Here is a 24,229-nt window from a genome sequence, read left to right as displayed (position 1 = left end):
CGATCCACCTTTCATTTTAATTCTTCCAGTTTTGATATCGCCTGACGCTGGTTTTTAAGAAACCAGAGCTGCCACTCCATCATCTGCTGTTCGGCAACGCTTTTATTATCAAACTGCGCAAGCCAGGCTTCATCTTCACTACTTTTGGCATCTATCGGAACGCTGGTCAGTAAGGCTCTGATTTCGGGTAGCGGGCGTTTCAGGCGTGCTTCCGCACTGTATAGTGCCCGCCATGCATCCTTCAGTTGCGCAAGACGAAAACTGATGGCGGTATCAAACATCCGCTGCACTAACTGTTGTCGCTTAAGGATCAGCCGATAATTAAGCGGAGGCTGGTTCAGTAAAATAGCCTGCTGAGCAGCGCGGGGATTATCAGATGCGAGCTGCGTTACCGGATATTTCCCCGTATTCGCATCAGCAAGGATCCGCTGTCCCTCCGGGCTTAACAAATAGCGGATAAAACGACGCGCTTCATTGGGGTGCTGGCTGTTCTTGAGAACAGCAACATAGGTTGGCGATACCGCCGAGCGTGGAAAATAGGTAAAAGCCAGGTGAGGATCGTTAAGCAACAGGTTGGCATAATTATCAATGACCGGCCCCGCCACGCCCAGGCCACTCTTAATTTTGTCGGCTACGCCAAAACTGCGTGATGAAATTGTCACCAGATTTCCAGCACTCGCCAGCAGCGTCGCCCACCCCGCTTCCCACCCTTTTTGCTGTAGCAATGACTCAACCATCAGATGGTTGGTATCCGAACGCGATGGGCTACTCATCAACAGCGCGTTCTGATATTTGGGCAGCGTTAAATCCCCCCAGTCGGCAGGAGGCGACAGATGTCGTGCCACCAGCGCAGAACGATTAATCAACAGACCAAAACCAGATATCGCCACTGCCACGGAGGTCGAACGTATAGAGTCTGGCACCAGCCGCTGGCTTTCCGGCAACGCATTTTCGAAAGGCGCCAACTTCTGATGTTCCTGCAGATGCTGCAACAGCATAGGGGATGAGGTCAAAATCAGATCAACATTTTCCGCATTCGCGGTATCCAGCAGTTGCTCCAACGAACTGCTGGTCCGGTTTAAGGTGCGAATCATCACCGACCCCGGTTCAGTCTGCCAACGCTGAATAATCCAGGCCGTTGCCCCAGGGGAAAAGGTTGTCGCCATTACCAGCTCTTTACCCTGCGCCAGGCAACTCACCGACAACGACATAAAACAGAGCGAGAACGCCCAACAACGCCCCCGGCCCAAAAGTCTGTTTGTGATCCCGTTCATAAATACCAACATATGCAAAAAATAATATTGAGACAAAACTTACCCGTTTATCACCGACTGGGGGAAGAATAAGGTTATTCGTAGAATAACCAAACGGAAAGTGACGACATCGGTAAAGAATACCCGAAAACGCAGTCTGAATTTGTTAATATCCGCACACGCCGATGATAAAAGCGTTCGTAAAAGAATAGAATTGAAAAGCCATTATTTAAAAAGAGTCAAAATCAGCCACGTAATCCACAAATTGTGTCAATAGTGACTCATTTCATCAACTTGAGTTTCTCTGCCGTCTATTTCACTCTTCACTGCGAAAAATCCTGATATTCACATCAATATAAATTTAGGTGATGATATGTTATCCATATTTAAGGCAGGGCCAGCGGCAAATAAAGTCCCGGCGGAGAAAGTCCAGGAAACTTATGGCCGATACCGCATTCAGGCATTACTCAGCGTATTTCTTGGCTATCTTGCGTACTATATTGTGCGTAATAACTTCACGCTATCAACACCGTACCTGAAAGAACATCTGGATCTCAGTGCCACGCAAATTGGTCTACTCAGCAGCTGCATGCTTATTGCCTATGGGATCAGTAAAGGCATTATGAGTAGTCTGGCAGACAAGGCCAGCCCTAAGGTCTTTATGGCATGCGGCCTGGTTCTGTGCGCCATCGTAAACGTCGGTTTAGGATTCAGTACCGGATTCTGGATTTTTGCCGCTCTGGTCGTTTTCAACGGTTTGTTTCAGGGAATGGGCGTTGGTCCTTCATTTATTACCATCGCCAACTGGTTTCCGCGTAAAGAACGTGGACGCGTCGGCGCATTCTGGAATATTTCTCACAACGTTGGCGGTGGTATTGTCGCTCCGATTGTTGGTGCCGCCTTTGCCATTTTAGGGAGCGAGCACTGGCAAAGCGCCAGCTATATTGTCCCGGCCGGTGTTGCCGTACTGTTTGCTTTTATTGTGCTTATTCTGGGGAAAGGTTCACCGCGCCAGGAAGGCTTACCGGCTCTGGAACAAATGATGCCGGAAGAAAAAGTAGTATTAAATTCCCGACACACTGACCAGGCGCCAGAAAATATGAGTGCCTTCCAGATCTTCTGCACCTATGTGCTGCGTAATAAGAATGCCTGGTATGTTTCACTGGTAGATGTCTTCGTCTATATGGTGCGTTTTGGCATGATTAGCTGGTTGCCTATTTATCTGTTAACCGAAAAACATTTCTCGAAAGAGCAAATGAGCATCGCTTTTCTGTTTTTTGAATGGGCGGCAATCCCTTCCACATTACTGGCGGGCTGGCTTACCGATAAACTGTTTAAAGGCCGTCGCATGCCGCTGGCCATGATTTGTATGGCGCTGATTTTCGTCTGTTTGATCGGCTACTGGAAAAGTGAATCCCTGCTGATGGTCACTATTTTTGCCGCCATTGTGGGTTGCCTGATCTATGTTCCACAGTTCCTCGCTTCTGTTCAGACGATGGAAATCGTCCCCAGCTTCGCAGTAGGTTCTGCAGTAGGACTGCGCGGATTTATGAGCTACATTTTTGGCGCATCGCTGGGCACCAGTCTGTTTGGCGTAATGGTCGACAAAATGGGGTGGCACGGCGGCTTCTATCTGCTGATGGGGGGTATTGTTTGCTGCATCCTGTTCTGCTACCTCTCTCATCGCGGTGCGCTGGAACTTGAGCAACAGCGAAAAAATGCTCAGCAAGAGGAAGCATCACTCCAGTTGGCGGATGCCCGGTAATTCATTTCGGTCTCACAAAAAAGTGCCAGCGATGCTGGCACTTCGATAAACTCAGATAAATAATAAATAACTCAAAGTGATAATTTATTGCTAAACGTAAGATTGCAAATTATTGCTTACCATCCGCGACCATAAAGCGAATGATCAAACCACATGTCGGAGCAAGAAACAGGAATAATCCAGTTACCATTTCGTTACCATTGGTCAGCCGCATAGTAAAAACGTAAATTAATGCCGTAAGGATGGCCATGCCGAGAAAAGCGCTAATTGACGCCGCAGCGCCTATAACCTGCCAGATATAGCAACTGACGCACAGAATGCTCAGTATGAGAAAGGTCCAGAAATAGAGCATAGCGATACCTCCTGTCTGCCGTAAACTTAACGTAAGTCCTTACACTCCCTTAACTTTATATTCTAAGACAATTCCTATCCGCATGCAATTTGAGCAACATTTTATTCACAAAAATTATTCGACCGCTTACTATTACACTGTTTCTCCGTCGTTTATTTAATCATCATAAAAACAACGAATTATATATAGGCGAAATTTTGCCCTTAATCGCCCTAAAAACATTTACGAATCTTGAGTAATTATTTCTGGCTGACATTAATTTTCGGGTGTACATTGTGCGTCCGATCATTCATGCCCCCTCGTGGTTTTGTCCTGACTCAGTTTTACACTCTTTACAGGAACCAATGTCGTTCATGGCGGCCTAACGATCAGTGCAGAGTGTAAAGCGACAGCCAAAGAATCTTCGCGATACATCTATTTCGTATCAACAACAGGTGCTTATGTTCCCTCAATGTAAATTTTCACGCGCGTTTTTGCATCCGCGCTACTGGCTCACATGGTTTGGTGTTGGTGTGCTCTGGTTACTGGTACAGCTTCCCTATCCCGTATTGTGTTTTCTTGGTACCCGTACAGGAACGCTGGCTCGTCCATTTTTAAAACGCCGTGAATCTATTGCACGTAAAAATCTCGAACTCTGTTTCCCAAATCTGTCACAGGAAGAAAGAGACAAACTGGTCGATGAGAATTTCCGTTCGCTCGGCATGGGGCTACTTGAAACAGGTATGGCCTGGTTCTGGCCGGACCGTCGGGTGCGTAAATGGTTTGATGTAGAAGGGCTGGACAACCTGAAGCGCGCTCAGATGCAAAACCGTGGCGTGATGGTCGTTGGCGTACACTTTATGTCGCTCGAGTTGGGTGGTCGCGTAATGGGGCTTTGCCAGCCAATGATGGCAACCTATCGTCCGCACAATAATAAGTTGATGGAGTGGATCCAAACCCGCGGTCGTATGCGCTCCAACAAGGCGATGATCGGCAGAAATAATCTGCGTGGTATTGTCGGCGCCCTGAAAAAAGGCGAGGCAGTGTGGTTTGCCCCCGATCAGGACTATGGTCGTAAAGGGAGTTCATTCGCCCCCTTCTTCGCAGTCAAAGACGTGGCGACCACCAACGGTACCTACGTGCTGTCACGATTATCGGGCGCAGCAATGCTGACCGTAACCATGGTGAGAAAAGCAGATAACACCGGTTACCGCCTGTTCATCACCCCAGAAATGGAAGGTTACCCGGCAGATGAAAGCCAGGCTGCGGCGTATATGAACAAAATTATCGAAAAAGAGATCATGCGTGCACCCGAGCAGTATCTCTGGATCCACCGTCGCTTCAAAACTCGCCCGATGGGTGAAGCTTCGTTGTATATCTAAAAAGAAAGGCCGTAAGGCCTTTCTTTTTTTCTACGGTTGAATTACTTAACGCCCCATTTGCTGTGCAGCTCAGCCATTCGCTCGTTGTAGTTGCGGGCGATGCAGGCTGATTTATCCTGTTCCTTCCAGCACTCGTTGCGCCCTTTCACCCAACCGCGCTGCTCTGCTTTCAGCGTCGGGTTATTGCTCGATTTAACCAGCGCCTGCTTGTAGGCCCCGTTTAACGCTAAATCCATTTCTGAGAGCGAAGGACTCTGGCAGATAATCTCTTCGATACTGCCCTTTGCAACCGCAGCGCAGGAAAAAGAGGGTCCAGTGCTGGTCGATTTTTTGGCCCCAGAAAAGTCAATATTATCTTCAGGCAGGCATACCCCGTGCTTTCGATTCGGCCCACTCCAGGAAACGTCCGGGTTTCCGTCATCTTTACGAGAAATAGAAACCGTATTGTTCCCGCTTTTGGCTTCCCAGTAATTTTCATTGAAGGCCTTCACCGTCGCCTTCGAGCCATCAATCCAAACATTGCCTTTGCCATCACTATTCACACCACCAATACTTGCGCAGCTGAAATTAAACGCCAACGGTGAGGCCGCCATCGACGTCAGTGGCGTAAAAACGAGTGCTAACATCATTAATCTGGTCATTTTTAACCTTTTCATTATCTCATTCCGCGAAAAATTAACCGCATTAACATCATGGCGATATGAGAATTCTCCGAGTAACCATTCCGTCGCTCAATAGCAATTTATTACCGGCAGAAATTAAACTGTCGCCGAATCACGACAGTTGTAAGTTATTAAAATTAAATAAAAAAATGCCTCTTGTCTCTCCTCATTTTTAGGCGTACATTAGCGCCGTCTGGAGCATTAAAGCTCAGAATTCTGAGGTGATGCAGCCAAGCAAATGAGGGGTATTCTCCCTTTCGTTCGCGAGTGCATCAGCTCTCTGTCAGGTAAGCATATGTTCATTTAGACGTACCTCAGGTACGCGGAGAGATGAAAAGTGAAATATTTCTTTATGGGCATTTCTTTTATGGTCATCGTTTGGGCCGGTACTTTCGCCCTGATGATCTAAATTAAAAGACGCAGCAAAAAAACAGGAGCCATCAGGCTCCTGTTTTGCATTTTGGGGGAACATTCTGTCAGTCGGTACTTTCAGAAGTCGATTTTGCACTGGTCGGTAACAGGCCATCTGCGCGAAACATCGCCTTGATGCCGCGAATAGCCTGGCGGGTACGGTCACGGTTTTCAATCAACGCAAATCGCACATGCGTATCACCATAATCACCAAACCCAATCCCTGGCGAAACGCATACCTTCGCTTCGTTCAGCAGCTTCTTGGCAAACTCAAGTGACCCCATCCCGGCGTATTGCTCTGGAATTTTCGCCCAAACGTACATTGAGGCCTTTGGCATCTCGACCATCCAGCCTGCTTCATGCAGTCCTTTGACCAGTACATCGCGACGACGTTTATATTGCTCAGCGATATCCCGCACACATTGCTGATCGCCTTCCAGCGCGGCAATTGCCGCAACCTGCAGTGGCGTAAAGGTCCCGTAATCGTGATAGCTCTTGATTCGCGCCAGCGCGTTCACCAGCGTTTTGTTGCCCACCATAAACCCGATACGCCATCCCGCCATGTTGTAGCTTTTCGACAGGGTGAAAAATTCAACAGCGACGTCGCGAGCGCCGGGTACCTGCATAATCGATGGTGCCTTCCAGCCGTCATAAACAATATCAGCGTAGGCCAGGTCGTGAACCACCAGCACGTCATAGCGTTTAGCCAGGGTCACCACTTTCTCAAAGAATTCCAGCTCGACGCACTGCGCGGTCGGGTTGGATGGGAAACCTAAGATCATCATCTTCGGCTTCGGGTAACTTTCGCGTATTGCGCGTTCCAGCTCATTAAAGAAGTCGACCCCCTCAACCAGCGGCACTGAACGCACCTGCGCGCCGGCAATCACCGCGCCATAGATATGGATGGGATAACTTGGGTTGGGCACGAGGACCGTATCACCGTGATCGAGTGTTGCCAGCATCAGGTGCGCCAGCCCCTCTTTGGAACCGATGGTCACAATGGCTTCGGATTCAGGATCGATCTCAACGTCATAGCGTTCCTGGTACCAGCGGGAAATCGCCCGACGCAAACGCGGAATGCCGCGTGAGGTGGAATAACCGTGAGTATCCGGGCGCTGCGCCACGGTACACAGTTTTTCGACAATGTGAGGAGGCGTGGCCCCATCCGGGTTCCCCATACTGAAATCGATAATATCTTCGCCGCGCCGACGCGCAGCCATCTTCAGTTCAGCGGTGATGTTAAAAACGTACGGGGGAAGGCGATCAATACGCGTAAAGCGACGTTCAGGGCGGGAGTCAGCCATAATATCCTCAGATTAACGTTAGCGCCCGGACCGTCCGAGCGACGCTGCCACGATGGTGGCACGTTTAGAAAATAGCCTGAATAATTTCCTTCTGTCGAGAGGCAAAACAAAATATTTTTTCCTGACGAAAAAGAGGAACAGATGAGTAAAATGAGGAAATAACCATTTTCACAACCCGCCAAAAATTACCATCATTTAACATTTTGTTGTTAAATACATTACCTTGAACGCAGCACTCACAGGACAGGTATTGTAAATACAACAATCATGCAACAATCCCCTTTTAATATTATGGTTTTTCCCCATTAGCTCTGAACTGCGGGGGTGCTGGTCATCCTGCCTCAGGTTACCTATCATAGTGGTTTAACCCTTGCGCAAGAGTCACCCGTGCACGAAATATTCAATATGCTGCTGGCGGTATTTGACCGGGCAGCACTGATGCTGTTCTGTCTGTTTTTCCTGATTCGTATCCGCCTGTTTCGCGAACTGTTGCACAAGTCAGCCCACTCCCCAAAAGAGCTGCTCGCCGTTACCGCGATTTTCTCCATGTTTGCCCTGTTCAGTACCTGGTCAGGCGTACCGGTAGAAGGTTCTCTGGTCAATGTGCGTATTATCGCGGTCATGTCAGGAGGGATCCTGTTCGGTCCATGGGTTGGCATTATTACGGGGCTGATCGCAGGCACCCACCGTTACCTGATCGATATTGGCGGCGTAACTGCCCTACCCTGCTTTATTACCAGCATTCTGGCTGGCTGCATTGCCGGGTGGATCAACCGTAAGATCCCCAAAGCGCAGCACTGGCGCGCGGGTATTTTAGGCGGAATGCTGTGCGAATCACTGACTATGATACTGGTCGTCGCCTGGGCACCCACCACCGAACTGGGGCTGGATATTGTCTCAAAAATCGGTATCCCGATGATCCTCGGCAGCGTCTGTATTGGTTTTATCGTGATGCTGGTACAAAGCGTTGAAGGTGAGAAAGAAGCCAGCGCTGCAAAACAGGCCAAGCTGGCGCTGGATATCGCCAACAAAACGCTGCCGCTCTTTCGCCAGGTCAACAGCGAGTCGTTACGTCAGGTGTGCGAAATTATTCGTCACGATATCCACGCTGACGCGGTTGCCATCACCAATACTCAGCACGTTCTGGCCTATGTTGGCGTTGGAGAGATCAACTACTGCGATAACGATGACTTCGTCAGCCCCACCACGCAGGAGGCCATAAATCACGGTAAAATAATCATAAAAAACAATGATGAAGCGCATCGCACCCCGGAAATTCACTCCATGCTGGTGATCCCGCTTTGGGAGAAAGGCGTCGTGACCGGCACGCTGAAGATCTACTACTGTCACGCTCATCAAATCACTTCCTCGTTACAGGAAATGGCGATCGGTCTGTCGCAAATCATCTCCACCCAGCTTGAAGTCTCCCGCGCAGAGCAACTACGAGAAATGGCAAATAAGGCAGAGCTACGCGCACTGCAAAGCAAAATAAATCCCCATTTTCTGTTTAATGCCCTGAACGCGATTTCATCGTCGGTGCGGCTTAACCCGGACACCGCACGTCAGCTCATTTTTAATTTGTCGCGCTATCTTCGCTATAATATTGAATTAAAAGACGATGAGCAGATCGACATTAAGAAAGAGCTGTATCAAATCAAGGATTACATCACCATCGAACAGGCCCGCTTTGGCGACAAGCTGACCGTTATTTATGATATCGATGAAGAGGTAAGCTGTTTTATTCCCAGCCTGCTGATTCAGCCGTTGGTCGAGAACGCTATCGTCCATGGGATCCAGCCCTGCAAAGGGAAAGGTGTGGTCACTATCAGCGTTGCGGAGTGCGGCAACCGGGTACGGATTGCCGTACGAGACACGGGTCATGGTATCGACCCAAAAGTGATTGAACGGGTCGAGTCCAATGAAATGCCGGGCAATAAAATTGGTCTGTTGAATGTGCACCATCGCGTTAAGCTGCTCTACGGTGAGGGATTACATATCCGCCGTCTGGAGCCAGGCACAGAGATTGCCTTTTATGTACCTAATGTGCACTCGCCCGCAGCCGCGCCAACTACATTATTGCTTTAACCAGGAGTGAAGTCGTGAAAGTCATCATTGTTGAAGATGAATTCCTGGCCCAACAGGAACTGAGCTGGCTGATAAAAGAGCACAGCCAGATGGAGATTGTCGGCACGTTTGACGATGGTCTGGACGTGCTGAAATATCTCCAGCACAACCGCGTTGACGCCATTTTTCTGGATATTAATATTCCCTCGCTGGACGGGGTATTGCTGGCACAAAATATCAGCCAGTTCGCACATAAACCCTTTATTGTATTTATTACCGCGTGGAAAGAGCATGCCGTTGAAGCCTTCGAACTGGAAGCTTTTGACTACATTCTGAAGCCGTACCAGGAATCACGCATTGTCAGTATGCTGCAAAAGCTGGAAGCCGCCTGGCAGCAACAGCAAACGGGAACGTCCCCTGTAAGTCCGGTGGCCCGCGAAAACGATACGATCAACCTGATCAAAGATGAGCGGATCATCGTGACCCCAATCAACGACATCTACTACGCTGAAGCGCATGAAAAGATGACGTTCGTCTATACGCGACGAGAATCATACGTCATGCCGATGAACATCAGTGAATTCTGCAGCAAACTGCCGGCTTCGCATTTCTTCCGCTGCCACCGCTCGTTCTGCGTAAATCTGAATAAAATCCGCGAGATCGAACCCTGGTTTAACAACACTTATATTCTGCGTTTAAAGGATCTGGAATTTGAAATCCCGGTTAGTCGGAGCAAAGTGAAAGAATTCAGACAATTAATGCATTTATAGTGCTGAAAAAGCGTGACGAATGGAGAGTACAGCGCGCTTTCAGTCGTTTCCGCGACGAACAGGATAGCGGAACTAAGTTTGTAGTATATTGGTCGTCACTCTATTTTTTACAGGTGATGTCATGGCAAAGCTGAGCGAAAAATATCAACGTACATATCTACGCGAATACGCAAAAGAAGCGGAAAAAAATGCCCTGATATGGATAAGTACGGACGATTATTTAGCTGAGTGCCTGGATATTCATGAACAATGCCATCTGGATTATTCACTGCAACAACAGCTGAGTTCATGGCTTTTTATGCTGCGCATGAAGCGCAGCCCGGATTTATTAGGATATAAAACCGCGATACAGTCAAATGATATGGAATCTCTACACTTATCCCTGCGACAGTCTGCAATGATTAAACATGTGACGCAGGGTGTGGACTCAGGCTGCGATCACAGTATTAATGTATGGACGACACTAGAGATTCTTGCCGCGGGTTTATTTGACCGAGTACCACTCTTATTGCCTGAAAAATTGGGTATGAGTGATAACGGTCACCCTGTTAACCTGGCCATGACGAATTTAATGATGGCGGTGTGGTACAAACGTGCAGACTTTGCAGTGGATGCCAGAAAAAGAGCGCAAAAGGTACTGACCACGAAGCAAACAGTAAGCGATATGTTCATCCTCCGCTATCTGATGGCGCTCCTGGATGAGGATGTGACAGAAGCAGGCACGCAACTCGATTTATATTGTAAAAGCGTGTCTGCATTGAGAGAACCAGGGCTCACTAAGCTCCATAAAATGTTCTGGCCATACGCGCACGGGTTATACAATCTGGCTTATATTGTGTTGAGCAAAGATAAAGCCAGCGCGATGCCGAAACCAACCGCAGAGTGTTTTATGGACGATCTGGCGGAATGGCAAAATAAACATAACTATCGCCATGGCCCGCTATTTGTTGAATACCCTAAACCAATTGACCTTATTAACACCCTGATCTCATGCACGCCGCCAGAATGTTGTTTGCATCAACCCTATCTGGATACCGATAAAAAATATAAAAACACAAGATACCTGCATGCCGATTTATTTGAACAACAGATGATCAAGATAATTTTAGAAAATATGAACAGCCAGAACGACAAGGCCGGAGAAGCGCTGAGCGCCATCCGGCCCTGACCTTACAAAATATGGCCCAGCGTCTGACGTAAATGCGCACCAGCGCCAAGTAGTCCAGGATTATCGTGCACGATCAGATACACCGGAATATCCTGCACGTAGGCTTTAAAACGGCCTTTATCTTCAAAACCACCGCGGAAGCCCGACACTTTAAAGAAGTCGAGGAAGCGCGGCACAATACCGCCGGCGATGTACACACCGCCAAATGTGCCCAGCGTTAACGCCAGATCGCCACCAAAACGTCCCATGATGACGCAGAACAGCGACAGCGCACGACGACAGTCAATGCAGGAATCTTCCAGCGCCCGTGCGGTGATATCCTTCGGCTGCAGATTTTCCGGCAGGCGTCCGTCAGATTTGACGATCGCGCGATACAGATTCACCAGTCCCGGACCAGACAGCACGCGTTCTGCGGACACGTGACCTATTTCCGCGCGCAGAACCTCAAGGATAATTCCCTCTTCCTCGCTGTTAGGCGCAAAATCCACGTGGCCGCCTTCACCAGGGAGACTTACCCAGCGTTTATCCACGTGGACCAGATGCGCCACGCCAAGCCCGGTTCCTGCGCCATAAACCGCAATAGGTTTACCTTCAACAGGTTCCGCGCCACCAAACTGGATTAAATGCTCTTTTTTCAGCATCGGGATCGCCATCGACACAGCGGTGAAATCATTGATGATTTCCAGATGGCTGAAGCCCAGGTTTTTTTTCATCTCAGCAATAGAGAACGCCCAGGTATGGTTGGTCATTGCCACCCAGTCGCCGGTTATCGGACAGGCAATGGCAATACAACCATCTTCAACGCTAACGCTATGCTCATCCAGGTACACGCGCACCACCGCCTCCAGACTTGGAAAATCCAACCCGGAATAGGTTTTTGCCTGCGAAATCTCGCCGCTGGCAATATCGCACAGAGCAAGACGCGCGTTGGTGCCGCCAACATCCCCTACTAAAGCATATTTTGTCATTCTTCCACTGCTCCGCTAAAGTCAGAATAAATCTTTGCCACACTGTAAATTCATGGGGACATAACAACAACGGTCTGAAGGCTGATGCCCGTGGAAAATCGATCCAGATCACACAATTACTTTATCGTTTCAGCACCATTTGCAGCGATGTCGTCAGACAGGCTGTGCAAACTATGTCTATGACTCTGTTTTAAGGAATAGAAAATGCTCCATCCGCGAGCCAGAACGATGCTCTTGCTATCAACCCCAGCGCTAATCATTGGCATAGCGTCCAGCCTGGTGTTGATCGTTGTGATGAAAGTGGCTTCCGTTTTACAGCAGTTTTTGTGGGAACGTCTGCCTGTTAGCATCGGTATAGCCCAGGACTCTCCGGTCTGGATTATCGGTATGCTGACACTCACGGGGATCATGGTCGGGTTAGTAATCCGTTACAGCCATGGCCACGCAGGCCCGGATCCGGCCTGTGAACCGTTAATTGGTATGCCGGTGCCAACGTCAGCAATACCGGGTCTGCTGGCAGCACTAATCCTCGGCCTCGCGGGTGGCGTCAGTCTGGGTCCGGAACACCCCATCATGACCGTAAATATCGCTCTGGCAGTGGCACTTGGTAGCCGGATGTTTCCGCGCATTGCAAAGCTGGACTGGACCATTCTCGCCTCTGCCGGTACCATCGGCGCGCTATTTGGTACCCCCGTTGCCGCCGCGCTGATATTTTCGCAAACGCTGAATAGCTCAAACGATGTGCCCTTGTGGGATCGCCTGTTTGCACCGTTAATGGCCGCCGCCGCGGGTTCGCTAACCACCAGCCTGTTTTTTCACCCCCATTTTTCACTACCCATCGCGCACTACACGCAGATGCACTTGATCGATATCCTCAGCGGCGCGGTTGTTGCTGCCATCGCCATTGCCGCTGGGATGGTTGCCGTCTGGTGTCTGCCGCGTTTGCACCATTTAATGCATCGATTAAAACACCCGGTGCTGATCCTCGGGGCAGGCGGTTTTATCCTTGGCATTTTGGGTGTTATCGGCGGGCCGCTTACCTTGTTTAAGGGACTGGACGAAATGCAGCAAATGGCGTTTAGCCAAACGCTGGGGACATCAGATTATTTCATGCTCGCCGTGATCAAACTAACGGCATTAGTGGTTGCAGCGGCGAGTGGTTTTCGCGGCGGACGAATCTTCCCGGCGGTATTCGTTGGCGTCGCGCTTGGCCTGATGCTGCACGCCCATGTTGAAGCGGTGCCGGCTGCCATCACGGTTTCTTGCTCTATTCTCGGGCTGGTGCTGGTCGTCACCCGTGACGCCTGGCTGAGCCTGTTTATGGCAGCAGTGGTGGTGCCAGATTCCACCCTGCTGCCACTGCTGTGCATCGTCATGCTGCCCGCCTGGCTGCTGCTGGCAGGCAAACCGATGATGGTCGCTGAGCGCCCTGATAAATAGCTATCCGCCGTTGCGAGATTCCAGCGCACGGGTCACCGTGCGCAATAATTCAGGAAGATCGGCTTTCGGTAGCACCACCTCAATTAACGACAGTCGTTGCGGATGGGACAACCGGGCCAGCACCTCTTCCAGCTGTACCGCCTGCTTCACCCGCCAACATTCGGCCTGACATTCACGACTAAACGCCTGCGGCACCGACGTCCAGCTCCAGGCGGCGATGTCGTTATAGCACTGATTTGCCCCGTGTATGGCCCGCTCCACGGTATAACCGTCATTGTTGAGCAGTAAAATAACCGGCGATTGCCCGTCTCTGAGCATGGAGCCCAGCTCCTGAATGGTGAGCTGCGCCGCGCCATCGCCAATAATCAGGATCACCCGACGGTCCGGACAGGCCGTTTGCGCGCCGAATGCCGCCGGGAGCGCGTAGCCGATAGATCCCCACAACGGTTGAACCAGTACTTCCGCCCCGCAAGGTAGTGAGAGCGCAGCCGCGCCAAAGGCGGCGGTTCCCTGATCGACGAGGATAATGTCATCAGGCTTCAGAAACTGCTGCACCGTGTGCCAGAAGTTTTCCTGCGTCAGTGGGCCCTTCTCAACCTGAACATGCCTAATTGGCGGACGTTCTGGCGGTAGAGAAAACGACATTTCCAGGCACAGCTCACGTAATGTGGTGACCGCCTGCTCCATCGGGATGTTAAACCAGTGGGATCCAATTCGTGACGCATGGGGCTGAACGTCAATGGTGCGATCCAGCGGTAGCTGTTGTGTAAACCCAGCAGTCAGGGTGTCGACAAATTGTGTGCCGACACACATTATCGTATCGGCATCTTCTATCGCCTGACGTACATAATCGCTGCTGGCTCCAGCGCTGTACGTGCCAACAAACGCCGGGTGACGCTCATCAAACAGTCCTTTGCCCATCAACAACGTGGCATGAGCCATCGGCGTTTCCGCCATCCAGCGCTGTAAAACCGGCTGCAGGCCAAAACGCAGCGCGAGGAAGTCGGCCAGCAACGCTACGCGTGGGCTGTCCAGCAATCGTTCACGGGCATGGTAGCGAAACGCCTCTATCACGCTGCTTTCCGGCTCGCTCAGAGGAACAATCATAATATCATTCGGTGGCGTAGCAGGCTGTTTAGCCACATCAGCAGGTAGCATCAGATAGCCCGGCCTGCGCTCGCTGAGCATCATTCGCAACACACGGTCAATCTCATAGCAGGCATTTTGTTCATCCAGTATCGCGCTGGCCGTCGTTACCGCCTGCTGCATGCGGTAAAAATGCTGAAAGTCACCGTCACCCAAAGTGTGATGCATCAACTCTCCGCGACGCTGCGCGCCGCGACAGGGTGCGCCGACAATATGCAAAACAGGAACATATTCCGCGAAGCTACCCGCGATACCGTTAATTGCGCTTAACTCCCCCACACCAAACGTGGTGAGCAGCGCCCCAACCCCGGATACCCGGGCATAGCCATCTGCCGCATAAGCCGCATTCAATTCATTCGCACACCCGACCCAACATACGTTGGGATGTTCAATCACGTGGTCAAGAAACTGCAAATTATAATCGCCCGGCACACCAAAGAGATGGCCAACGCCACAGCCTGCCAGCCTGTCCAGCAGATAATCAGCAACGGAATACGGGGTTTGCATGACAGCTATCCTTCTGACGGTAACCTCATGTTGAGTATCGAAGAACTGTGATGACTGTCCAGGAAAGTCGCTGTGAAGGGGTGGAAAGCAAGATTTACAGTTCTGGCGGTAAAAATTCATTGAAGAATCGACGGTGTAACCGTATACACTGAAAGGCACACGCATTGTGGAAGGGGGGTGACATGGTTTATCACGCAGATGAAAATCGTTATCAGACAATGGAGTACCGCCGCTGCGGTCAGAGCGGCCTTAAGCTCCCGATTGTCTCTCTGGGTTTGTGGCACAATTTTGGCGATACCACACAGGTCGAGAACAGTCGCGCATTGTTACAGCGCGCATTCGATCTGGGAATCAACCATTTTGATCTGGCAAATAACTATGGTCCACCACCGGGTTCGGCAGAACGTAATTTTGGTCGGATCCTGCAGGAAGATTTTTTACCGTGGCGAGATGAGCTTATTATCTCCACAAAAGCGGGCTACACCATGTGGGAAGGTCCCTACGGTGACTGGGGTTCACGCAAATATCTGATTGCCAGTCTCGATCAAAGCCTGAAGCGTCTGGGGCTGGAGTATGTCGATATCTTCTACCACCATCGCCCCGACCCTGAAACACCGCTCAGAGAAACCATGCGCGCGCTGGATCACATCGTCCGTCAGGGCAAAGCGCTGTACGTCGGGTTGTCTAACTATCCGGCAGATCTTGCCAGGCAGGCGATTGAAATACTCGACGATTTAGGTACGCCATGCCTTATTCACCAGCCCAAATATTCCATGTTTGAACGTTGGGTCGAAGGTGGCTTGCTGTCACTATTACAGGAAAAAGGTGTCGGCAGTATCGCCTTCTCACCGCTGGCTGGCGGACAGTTAACCGACCGCTATCTGAACGGCATTCCTGCGGATTCTCGTGCGGCAAGCACCAGTCGCTTTCTGAATCCGGACCAGATCACTCCACAAAAGCTGGAAAAAGTGCGGGCGCTGAATGTGCTGGCAGAACAACGCGGGCAAAAGCTTTCCCAAATGGCGCTGGCATGGGTGTTACGGGATGACAAAGTCACGTCCGTGCTGATTGGCGCGAGTAAAACGGCGCAGATTGAAGACGCTGTCGGTATGCTGGCAAACCGTCACTTTACGTCTGAAGAGTGCGCGGAGATTGATGCTATCCTGAGTTGATTGAAATAAAGACACATTTATTAACAAAAAGTGCTCTCACTTGCGATTTAAGAGTTAAGGCGATGAAACGGGGCTTTACTGCCCCGTAATATTACGTTAACAGGCCGGCTACGGCTCGATCGTGAAGGAGAGAAAACATGTTCAGGTCACTGATTCTGGCGGCAGTCTTATTGGCTTTTACACCGCTGGCCGCGAACGCTGGCGAAATCACCCTGCTGCCATCAATAAAATTACAAATTGGCGATCGCGATAACTACGGTAACTACTGGGATGGCGGCCGCTGGCGCGACCGGGATTACTGGCACCATAACTATGAGTGGCGCAAAAATCGCTGGTGGCGTCATGACAACGGCTACCATCGTGGCTGGGACAAACGCAAAGCTTATGAGCGTGGTTATCGTGAAGGCTGGAACGATCGTGACGACCACCGCGGTCGCGGGCGTGGCCACAAACATCATCATTAATGTAACAAAAGGGCCAACGGGCCCTTTTGTTTTTACAAACCGAGTGCGGTTCCTACCAACAGCCAGATATTAAGCGCCACCACCAGTACAACAATCACCCAGCCTACCTGTTTTACCCAACGGGTATTCACCAAATCGCCCATCAGCTTACCGTCACTGGTAAAGATCAGTAGCGGCACCAGCGCCAGTGCAATACCAAAACTGAGCAATACCTGGCTCATCACCAGAATACGCGTCGGATCCAGTCCCATCAAAATCACAATAAATGATGGCATCATGGTGACGGTACGGCGTACCCAAAGCGGAATGTGAAAGCGGATAAACCCTTGCATCACCACCTGCCCGGCCAACGTACCGACCACGGTAGAAGAAAGTCCCGCAGCCACCAGGCTTAAACCGAATACCGTCGCCGCAGCGTGACTCAACAGCGGTTCAAGTGTCAGATACGCTTGATCGAGATCGGCAATACCGGTATGCCCGCTAAAGTGAAATGCAGCGGCAGCCGTCGCCATCATCGCCAGATTGACAAATCCAGCAATCGTCATGGCGATTGCCACATCCCATTTCGTGGCCGCATAGCGCTGTTGACGTGTTCCGCCGTGCAGATGCTGAGTTAAGGAAGAGTGCAGATAAATGACGTGTGGCATGATAGTCGCGCCGAGCACGCCAGCCGCCAGGAACACCGCTTCGGAATTAGGCAGGCTCGGGATAACCATTCCCTTGCTAAGTTGCGCGAAGTTCGGCTGGGAAAAGATCAGTTCCACAATGTAAGCCGCAGCCACAAACAGCAGCAAGCCGCCAATCACTTTTTCCAGCGGTTTTTGCCCACGGCGCTGCAACATCAGAATCAAAAAAGTCGCGATACCGGTGAGCACGGCCCCCTGCAATAACGACACGCCGAGGATCAATTTGAAACCAATCGCGGCACCAATGAATTCAGCAAGGTCTGTCGCCATGGCGATAATTTCGGCCTGCACCCAATAGAACCACACCACCGGACGAGGATAGTGATCGCGAATTTGCTCCGCCAGGTTTTTACCCGTGGCAATACCCAGCTTTGCCGACAGCACCTGAATCAGCATCGCCATCAGATTTGCCCAGACCACCACCCACAACAGTTTATAGCCAAAGCTGGCCCCTGCCTGGATGTTGGTGGCGAAGTTGCCCGGATCGATGTAGCCGATCGCCGCGATGAACGCAGGTCCCATTAATGCGAGCTTCAACTTGCGCGCTGCCCGTCCACTGCTACTCTCAACGCGATCGTTAGTCATTTTAGTGCCTCAGAAACATAGCCTTTGCTATGTTTCAAGCTACGCCTATTGAGAATGATTATCAAATTCATTTTAATGGGTGAAGTTGATTTCTCTGATAGCGTTTGTCTATGGATCGATAAGGATTCTGGAAATACCGGTGAGATGTTTAATTATTGTTATGAGATTAGCACAATGACATAACTTTTCACTTCCATACTAAACATAACAGAAGTGTATCACCGATCACTAATTTTGAATCTCGTCACAGGTCCTTATTATAGTGTGTGTTTGATCTCGTTTTCTTTATGGTTGTTACATAGAATGTGCACGAAAACTAAACCTGCCTCATATTTGGAGCAAATATGGACCGCGTTCTTCATTTCGTCCTGGCCCTTGCCGTGGTTGCGGTACTCGCACTGCTGGTAAGCAGTGACCGTAAAAAAATCCGCATTCGTTATGTTATTCAATTGCTTGTTATTGAAGTGTTACTGGCATGGTTCTTCCTGAACTCTGATGTCGGTCTGGGCTTCGTGAGAGGCTTCTCCGAGATGTTTGAAAAACTCCTCGGATTCGCTAATGAAGGGACAAACTTTGTCTTCGGCAGCATGAACGACAAAGGCCTGGCATTCTTCTTCCTGAAAGTGCTGTGCCCAATCGTCTTCATTTCCGCTCTTATCGGTATTTTGCAGCATATCCGCGTTCTGCCGGTTATCATCCGCGCGATTGGTTTCCTGTTATCCAAAGTGAACGGTATGGGCAAGCTGGAATCCTTCAACGCCGTCAGCTCCCTGATCCTGGGTCAGTCCGAGAACTTTATCGCCTATAAAGATATTCTCGGCAAAATGTCTCGCAACCGTATGTACACCATGGCTGCAACGGCGATGTCGACCGTTTCCATGTCTATCGTCGGCGCGTACATGACCATGCTGGAACCGAAGTACGTGGTTGCGGCGCTGGTTCTGAACATGTTCAGCACCTTTATCGTGCTGTCGCTGATCAACCCGTACACCGTTGATGCCAGCGAAGAAAACATTCAGATGTCTAACCTGCACGAAGGCCAGAGCTTCTTCGAAATGCTGGGTGAATACATCTTGGCAGGTTTCAAAGTGGCAATTATCGTTGCGGCGATGCTGATTGGTTTCATCGCGCTGATTGCAGCCCTGAACGCCCTGTTCGCCACCGTGACCGGCTGGTTTGGCTACAGCATCTCCTTCCAGGGCATCCTGGGCTACATCTTCTACCCTGTTGCATGGGTAATGGGTGTGCCGTCCAGCGAAGCGCTGCAGGTGGGCAGTATCATGGCAACCAAACTGGTTTCCAACGAATTCGTTGCGATGATGGATCTGCAGAAAATTGCCGCCACGCTCTCTCCGCGTGCAGAAGGTATCCTGTCCGTGTTCCTGGTCTCCTTCGCTAACTTCTCTTCCATCGGTATTATCGCCGGTGCGATTAAAGGTCTGAACGAAGAGCAAGGTAACGTGGTTTCCCGCTTCGGTCTGAAGTTGGTGTACGGCTCTACGCTGGTGAGCGTACTGTCTGCATCTATCGCCGCACTGGTGCTGTAAGCGCAAGACAACGTCGTATTGATAAGACCGGGGAGATTCTTCTCCCCGGTTTTTTTATGCCTGCTATTCAGCAAACCGAAGAGATACAGGATAAGAACAGGTAGGAAACAGAAACAAAAAACCCCCGCTTTTCAGCGAGGGTTTAAATTTTGGTGGAGCTAAGCGGGATCGAACCGCTGACCTCTTGCATGCCATGCAAGCGCTCTCCCAGCTGAGCTATAGCCCCACGATGCTATTACGTACGTACCAAATTTATTGGGATTAAATTTGGTGGAGCTAAGCGGGATCGAACCGCTGACCTCTTGCATGCCATGCAAGCGCTCTCCCAGCTGAGCTATAGCCCCATTACGTAAAGCTTGTCGAGTTGACGGGCGGCATCATATGAATTCCCTTCGCGTGTGTCAACGGTAAAATTAACTCATAGAATTCAATCGCTGAAAAAGCAGTCAAATGAAGAACATTGCGTAACAACTCGCATTCAGTAGTTAAACGCGTCACGGTTTCTACTAAAATGGTGCTATAAAATGAGCCACTAATTAACCCCACGACTATTCAGGGAATCGTTATGTTCAAGGAACGGATGACGCCAGAAGAACTTGCTAATCTGACCGGATACAGCCGACAGACCATCAATAAATGGGTGCGCAAGGAGGGTTGGGCTACATCACCAAAACCAGGCGTACAGGGCGGTAAAGCGCGTCTGGTTCACGTCACCGAACAAGTTCGTGAATACATTCGCAGTGCTGAGCGTTCAGCCGAAGGTTTATCAGATAATTTATCGTTATCCGGCGATACCTCTATCGAAGCTCTACTGATTAGGCTCGCCAAAGAGATGACTCCTTCAGAACAAAAAATGTTTACGTCACTGATCCTGCGTGAAGGCATTACGGGTTTGTTACAACGCTTAGGGATCCGCGACAACAAATAATATGAAAAAATTACGCAGCAAAATGACGACCGAAGAACTAGCGGAATGTCTCGGGGTTGCCAAACAAACCGTCAATCGTTGGATCAGGGAACAAAACTGGACCACCGAAAAGTTTCCCGGCGTTAAAGGGGGTCGTGCAAGGCTGATCCATATCGACTCCAGCGTCCGTACGTTTCTGCTCAATATTCCGGCTTTTCGCAAAGCCCCTGAAATTTATCAGGCTGAGGAACCGCTGGCAGAATACACCCACGTGGTGCGTAGCCACGCCTGTCGCCAGATAATTAGCGCACTGGACAACATGTCCCCAACGGAACAAGAAAAGCTGGCAATGTATATTTCGCGCGAAGGTATTCGCACTTTCCTTACCCGTCTGGGTATTGATGAGTCTGAATAACAGGCAAAAAAAACGGCAGGATGCGCTCCTGCCGTTGTTTCATCGCTCAACCGGTCTTACTGCTGGCTTTCACGCTCAGCAATAAACGCCAGCGCTTTATTAATACGCTCAATGCTGCGGGATTTACCAATCGCATGCACCGTGACGTCTAACGCCGGAGACTGACCCGCGCCGGTTACGGCTACGCGCAGCGGCATCCCAACTTTACCCATACCCACTTCCAGCTCATCAGCGGTTGCCTGAATCGCGTGGTGCACGTTTTCTGCCGTCCACTCGCTGATAGCAGCCAGCTTATCGCGAACCACTTCCAGCGGCTGACGCGCTACCGGACGCAGGTGTTTCTTAGCTGCATCCGCGTCGAACTCAGCAAAGTCTTCGTAGAAGTAGCGGCAGCTCTGCGCCATCTCTTTCAGCGTTTTGCAGCGCTCACCCAGCAGTTTAACCAGCTCAGACAGCTGCGGGCCGACGCGAGTATCGATATTTTCCTGCTCAATGTGCCATTGCAGATGCGTTGCCACATATTCAGGTGCCAGCGAATTAATGTAGTGATGGTTCAGCCACTGCAGTTTTTCGGTGTTGAACGCACTGGCAGACTTGCTCACCGCACCAAGGGAGAACAGTTTGATCATCTCTTCACGGGTGAAGATTTCCTGATCGCCGCTGGACCAGCCCAGACGCACCAGATAGTTCAGCAGCGCTTCCGGCAGGTAACCGTCGTCGCGATACTGCATAACGCTGACCGCACCGTGACGTTTAGAGAGTTTTTTACCGTCGTCGCCGTTGATCATCGACACGTGTGCATAAACCGGCACCGGCGCATTCAGCGCTTTCAGGATGTTAATCTGACGCGGAGTGTTGTTGATATGGTCTTCACCACGAATAACGTGAGTGATTTCCATATCCCAGTCGTCGACAACAACACAGAAGTTGTAGGTCGGGGAACCGTCAGTACGGCGGATGATCAGATCGTCCAGCTCCTGGTTGCTGAATTCGATCGGCCCACGGATCTGGTCGTCAAAAATAACGGATCCATCCTGCGGGTTGGCAAAACGCACCACGCATGGTTCATCAGCAGCATGATGTTCATGCCCGTGGCGGCAGCGACCGTCGTAACGTGGCTTCTCACCGTTTGCCATCTGCTCTTCGCGCAGTGCGTCCAGACGCTCTTTGGAGCAGTAGCATTTATACGCGGTACCGGCTTCCAGCATCTCATCAATCACGGCATTGTAGCGATCAAAACGTTTGGTCTGGAAGTACGGGCCTTCATCCCATTCCAGATTCAGCCAATTCATGCCATCCATAATGGCTTCAATAGCTTCCGGAGTGGAGCGTTCGAGATCGGTGTCTTCAATACGCAGCACAAACTCACCGTCATGGTTACGTGCAAAAAGCCAGGAATATAGAGCAGTACGCGCACCACCGACGTGCAGGTAACCTGTCGGGCTTGGCGCGAAGCGAGTTTTGATTTTCATGAAATGGCCTTACGTTTATAAAGATGCCGACAACCGGCAAATCCTGGAAAGATTATCAGGCTCGTATTCTATCACTGTGGTCTGATTCCTCAATGTTGTTCAGGTTGGAACATCACGCTTTGCCATTTTCGTATACAAATCATGCTGCATGGATTGATTTACGATCGTTTTGTTTAAATTTACGACGAACGAACAAATTCTTTAGAAAATGCGTTGACTCATTTTCAACTCTCCCTATAATGCGACTCCACACAGCGGGGGTGATTAGCTCAGCTGGGAGAGCACCTCCCTTACAAGGAGGGGGTCGGCGGTTCGAACCCGTCATCACCCACCAACTACTTTGTGTAGTCTCCGCCGTGTAGAGTAAGAAATTGAGAAGTGGGTGATTAGCTCAGCTGGGAGAGCACCTCCCTTACAAGGAGGGGGTCGGCGGTTCGATCCCGTCATCACCCACCACTTTCTCGCCAGCTGAATTTCTTACAATAAAATTGAAGTACCGAAGTGGGTGATTAGCTCAGCTGGGAGAGCACCTCCCTTACAAGGAGGGGGTCGGCGGTTCGATCCCGTCATCACCCACCACTTCGGGTCGTTAGCTCAGTTGGTAGAGCAGTTGACTTTTAATCAATTGGTCGCAGGTTCGAATCCTGCACGACCCACCAATGTAAAAAGGCGCCCTAAAGGCGCCTTTTTGCTATCTGCGATATATAAGATTCGAACCTGCATCGCCTGATGCGCTACGCTTATCAGGCCTACAGACAATACCGCACGCGTAGGCCGGATAAGACGTTAATCGCCATCCGGCACAGACAACACTACACGCGCAGGCCGGATAAGACGTCAGTCGCCATCCGGCGCAGACAACACAACACGCGCAGGCCGGATAAGACATCACATCGTCAATGCCGCTACCAGTTTCTCCAGCGCGGGTGTCGCCTGCTGTTGGTCATACACAATATACAAATCTGCGGGAATACGTTCCTCTAACGGTCGAAATACCACGCCAGGCCAATTCATCTGCGCATAGCTGTCAGCAATTAACGTAATACCAATCCCCATGCTGATCATCGCCAGCACCGTTTGCGGCTCCCTCACCTCACGAATAATCATCGGGGAAAATCCAGCACTCAGGCAAACTCGCTGCAAAAATGCCCAGTCAGTATGAATGGAAGGCATTGTGACAAAATATTCATTTCTCAACGCCTCCAGCGGTATGGACTCACAGGCAGTAAGAGGATGTTCTTCCGGCATGGCAACCAGAAAAGAGGACTCATGCAAACGCAAACTGGTAAACCCGGGAGGAAGCTCAGTGGCCATCCGCCAAATTCCCGCATCCAGTTCACGCCGTTCCAGCATCGTCATCTGCATCGCGGGCATGTTCTCGCGAAACAGCACCTCAACATTGGGATTATCCTTCATAAAACGGCGCATCACCGGACGCATTTTTCCCCACATCGCTGTACCGATAACGCCAAGCTCAATTCGCCCTGCCTCACCACGACCAATTTGCTCCACTCTCGCCAGCGCCTGATTAGCACTGGATAACAGTCGGCGCGACTCTTCCATCAATATCTTTCCCGCGTGAGTTAACGCCACGCTGCGGGAATGACGGATAAATAGCAAAGTGCCGAGCTGTTGCTCCAGCTCTTTAATATGGGTACTGAGCGGCGGTTGTGACATATTCAGGCGAGCAGCAGCACGTCCAAAATGCAGTTCTTCTGCGACAGCAAGAAAATAACGCAGTAACTTCAGATCGATGCGGTGCGTGCGTTCCATGGATAATGCGCTCCTGAAATAAGGATAATGCGCAAAG

Annotated in this window: 22 protein-coding genes and 6 tRNA genes; 16 read left to right on the top strand and 12 right to left on the bottom strand. The window is 50.5% G+C overall.

The features are described from left to right. Window positions 1-11: 11 nt before the first annotated feature. A complete protein-coding gene (gene pgtC, locus OGY67_RS00825) occupies window positions 12-1,211 on the bottom strand; it encodes a phosphoglycerate transport regulator PgtC (RefSeq protein ID WP_103285598.1) in 1,200 nt (399 codons plus the stop codon). A gap of 415 nt (window positions 1,212-1,626) precedes the next feature. Between pgtC and pgtP the strand changes: the two genes are divergently transcribed. Continuing rightward, window positions 1,627-3,018 (top strand): phosphoglycerate transporter PgtP, encoded by a 1,392-nt coding sequence (gene pgtP, locus OGY67_RS00820; RefSeq protein ID WP_048234793.1) that lies wholly within the window; start codon window positions 1,627-1,629, stop codon window positions 3,016-3,018. A gap of 109 nt (window positions 3,019-3,127) precedes the next feature. Here the strand turns inward: pgtP and OGY67_RS00815 are convergent, their stop codons facing one another. Further along, on the bottom strand, window positions 3,128-3,370 hold the full coding sequence (locus OGY67_RS00815) for a DUF2545 family protein (protein WP_008785383.1): 243 nt from the start codon (window positions 3,368-3,370) through the stop codon (window positions 3,128-3,130). Between the two features lie 440 nt (window positions 3,371-3,810). Between OGY67_RS00815 and lpxP the strand changes: the two genes are divergently transcribed. After that, window positions 3,811-4,731, top strand: a complete 921-nt coding sequence (lpxP, locus tag OGY67_RS00810; RefSeq protein WP_020996694.1) for a kdo(2)-lipid IV(A) palmitoleoyltransferase — start codon at window positions 3,811-3,813, stop codon at window positions 4,729-4,731. A 41-nt stretch (window positions 4,732-4,772) separates the two neighbouring features. On the opposite strand, the gene OGY67_RS00805 is transcribed toward lpxP, so the two are convergent. Then, window positions 4,773-5,387 carry a lysozyme inhibitor LprI family protein gene (locus tag OGY67_RS00805; protein ID WP_032944115.1) on the bottom strand — a complete coding sequence of 205 codons (615 nt, stop codon included), beginning with the start codon at window positions 5,385-5,387 and terminating at the stop codon, window positions 4,773-4,775. Window positions 5,388-5,730: 343 nt separating this feature from the next. On the opposite strand from OGY67_RS00805, the gene ypdK reads away from it, so the two are divergent. Next, window positions 5,731-5,802, top strand: coding sequence for a membrane protein YpdK (ypdK, locus tag OGY67_RS00800; protein ID WP_010723117.1), 72 nt, complete (start codon window positions 5,731-5,733; stop codon window positions 5,800-5,802). Window positions 5,803-5,869: 67 nt separating this feature from the next. On the opposite strand, the gene alaC is transcribed toward ypdK, so the two are convergent. After that, entirely contained in the window at window positions 5,870-7,108 is a 1,239-nt protein-coding gene (gene alaC / locus OGY67_RS00795) for an alanine transaminase (protein ID WP_111465284.1), read from the bottom strand. A 387-nt stretch (window positions 7,109-7,495) separates the two neighbouring features. Here alaC and OGY67_RS00790 point away from each other — a divergent pair, with 387 nt between their 5' ends. From OGY67_RS00790 to OGY67_RS00780, 3 genes are all read left to right on the top strand, one after another. Next, window positions 7,496-9,193 carry a sensor histidine kinase gene (locus OGY67_RS00790; RefSeq protein ID WP_286573124.1) on the top strand — a complete coding sequence of 566 codons (1,698 nt, stop codon included), beginning with the start codon at window positions 7,496-7,498 and terminating at the stop codon, window positions 9,191-9,193. Between the two features lie 14 nt (window positions 9,194-9,207). Beyond that, complete coding sequence (locus OGY67_RS00785; RefSeq protein ID WP_003834866.1) at window positions 9,208-9,942, top strand: LytR/AlgR family response regulator transcription factor; 735 nt, start codon at window positions 9,208-9,210, stop codon at window positions 9,940-9,942. A gap of 121 nt (window positions 9,943-10,063) precedes the next feature. Then, the gene (locus OGY67_RS00780) at window positions 10,064-11,110 is read left to right on the top strand and encodes a hypothetical protein (RefSeq protein WP_286573122.1); all 1,047 of its coding nucleotides are present in this window, start codon (window positions 10,064-10,066) and stop codon (window positions 11,108-11,110) included. A 2-nt stretch (window positions 11,111-11,112) separates the two neighbouring features. Here OGY67_RS00780 and glk read toward each other — a convergent pair whose 3' ends face one another. Continuing rightward, on the bottom strand, window positions 11,113-12,078 hold the full coding sequence (gene glk, locus OGY67_RS00775) for a glucokinase (RefSeq protein WP_286573118.1): 966 nt from the start codon (window positions 12,076-12,078) through the stop codon (window positions 11,113-11,115). Window positions 12,079-12,282: 204 nt separating this feature from the next. On the opposite strand from glk, the gene OGY67_RS00770 reads away from it, so the two are divergent. Then, window positions 12,283-13,518 (top strand): ion channel protein, encoded by a 1,236-nt coding sequence (locus tag OGY67_RS00770; protein ID WP_008785389.1) that lies wholly within the window; start codon window positions 12,283-12,285, stop codon window positions 13,516-13,518. On the opposite strand, the gene OGY67_RS00765 is transcribed toward OGY67_RS00770, so the two are convergent. Beyond that, window positions 13,519-15,171, bottom strand: coding sequence for an alpha-keto acid decarboxylase family protein (locus OGY67_RS00765; protein ID WP_286573116.1), 1,653 nt, complete (start codon window positions 15,169-15,171; stop codon window positions 13,519-13,521). Between the two features lie 182 nt (window positions 15,172-15,353). Here OGY67_RS00765 and mgrA point away from each other — a divergent pair, with 182 nt between their 5' ends. Both mgrA and ypeC read left to right on the top strand, forming a co-directional pair. Continuing rightward, the gene (gene mgrA, locus OGY67_RS00760; protein WP_071445181.1) at window positions 15,354-16,343 is read left to right on the top strand and encodes an L-glyceraldehyde 3-phosphate reductase; all 990 of its coding nucleotides are present in this window, start codon (window positions 15,354-15,356) and stop codon (window positions 16,341-16,343) included. A gap of 137 nt (window positions 16,344-16,480) precedes the next feature. Further along, window positions 16,481-16,807: a DUF2502 domain-containing protein YpeC gene (gene ypeC / locus OGY67_RS00755; RefSeq protein ID WP_003834889.1), complete on the top strand. Its 327-nt coding sequence runs from the start codon at window positions 16,481-16,483 to the stop codon at window positions 16,805-16,807. A 32-nt stretch (window positions 16,808-16,839) separates the two neighbouring features. Here the strand turns inward: ypeC and OGY67_RS00750 are convergent, their stop codons facing one another. Both OGY67_RS00750 and OGY67_RS23745 read right to left on the bottom strand, forming a co-directional pair. Further along, on the bottom strand, window positions 16,840-18,078 hold the full coding sequence (locus OGY67_RS00750) for an Nramp family divalent metal transporter (RefSeq protein ID WP_008785392.1): 1,239 nt from the start codon (window positions 18,076-18,078) through the stop codon (window positions 16,840-16,842). After that, window positions 18,075-18,149, bottom strand: a complete 75-nt coding sequence (locus OGY67_RS23745; protein ID WP_418219455.1) for a hypothetical protein — start codon at window positions 18,147-18,149, stop codon at window positions 18,075-18,077. Before OGY67_RS23745 ends, OGY67_RS00750 begins: the two co-directional genes overlap by 4 nt. A 273-nt stretch (window positions 18,150-18,422) precedes the next feature. On the opposite strand from OGY67_RS23745, the gene nupC reads away from it, so the two are divergent. Then, window positions 18,423-19,625: a nucleoside permease NupC gene (gene nupC / locus OGY67_RS00745; protein ID WP_003834893.1), complete on the top strand. Its 1,203-nt coding sequence runs from the start codon at window positions 18,423-18,425 to the stop codon at window positions 19,623-19,625. 150 nt (window positions 19,626-19,775) lie between these two features. Here the strand turns inward: nupC and OGY67_RS00740 are convergent. Together OGY67_RS00740 and OGY67_RS00735 are read right to left on the bottom strand one after the other, a co-directional pair. Further along, window positions 19,776-19,851: transfer RNA gene (locus OGY67_RS00740), tRNA-Ala, on the bottom strand. A gap of 42 nt (window positions 19,852-19,893) precedes the next feature. After that, window positions 19,894-19,969: transfer RNA gene (locus tag OGY67_RS00735), tRNA-Ala, on the bottom strand. Window positions 19,970-20,190: 221 nt separating this feature from the next. Between OGY67_RS00735 and OGY67_RS00730 the strand changes: the two genes are divergently transcribed. Both OGY67_RS00730 and OGY67_RS00725 read left to right on the top strand, forming a co-directional pair. Then, window positions 20,191-20,553 carry a YfeC-like transcriptional regulator gene (locus OGY67_RS00730; protein ID WP_003028277.1) on the top strand — a complete coding sequence of 121 codons (363 nt, stop codon included), beginning with the start codon at window positions 20,191-20,193 and terminating at the stop codon, window positions 20,551-20,553. A 1-nt stretch (window position 20,554) separates the two neighbouring features. Beyond that, window positions 20,555-20,947, top strand: coding sequence for a MerR family transcriptional regulator (locus OGY67_RS00725; protein ID WP_267442252.1), 393 nt, complete (start codon window positions 20,555-20,557; stop codon window positions 20,945-20,947). Between the two features lie 56 nt (window positions 20,948-21,003). On the opposite strand, the gene gltX is transcribed toward OGY67_RS00725, so the two are convergent. Then, on the bottom strand, window positions 21,004-22,419 hold the full coding sequence (gene gltX / locus OGY67_RS00720; RefSeq protein ID WP_008785393.1) for a glutamate--tRNA ligase: 1,416 nt from the start codon (window positions 22,417-22,419) through the stop codon (window positions 21,004-21,006). A gap of 258 nt (window positions 22,420-22,677) precedes the next feature. Here gltX and OGY67_RS00715 point away from each other — a divergent pair. From OGY67_RS00715 to OGY67_RS00700, 4 genes are all read left to right on the top strand, one after another. Continuing rightward, a tRNA-Val gene (locus OGY67_RS00715) sits at window positions 22,678-22,753 on the top strand. A gap of 46 nt (window positions 22,754-22,799) precedes the next feature. After that, window positions 22,800-22,875: transfer RNA gene (locus tag OGY67_RS00710), tRNA-Val, on the top strand. A gap of 47 nt (window positions 22,876-22,922) precedes the next feature. Continuing rightward, window positions 22,923-22,998, top strand: a tRNA-Val gene (locus OGY67_RS00705). 4 nt (window positions 22,999-23,002) lie between these two features. Continuing rightward, window positions 23,003-23,078 (top strand) — tRNA-Lys (locus tag OGY67_RS00700). Window positions 23,079-23,307: 229 nt separating this feature from the next. Here the strand turns inward: OGY67_RS00700 and OGY67_RS00695 are convergent. After that, window positions 23,308-24,192 carry a LysR family transcriptional regulator gene (locus OGY67_RS00695; RefSeq protein ID WP_191226957.1) on the bottom strand — a complete coding sequence of 295 codons (885 nt, stop codon included), beginning with the start codon at window positions 24,190-24,192 and terminating at the stop codon, window positions 23,308-23,310. Window positions 24,193-24,229 lie beyond the last annotated feature (37 nt).

The sequence above is a fragment of the Citrobacter sp. Cpo015 genome, from assembly GCF_030333035.1.
GTDB classification, from domain to species: Bacteria; Pseudomonadota; Gammaproteobacteria; order Enterobacterales; family Enterobacteriaceae; genus Citrobacter; species Citrobacter portucalensis.
Note: the sequence above shows the minus strand (reverse complement) of the source record. Positions and strands in the feature narration are given on the sequence as shown.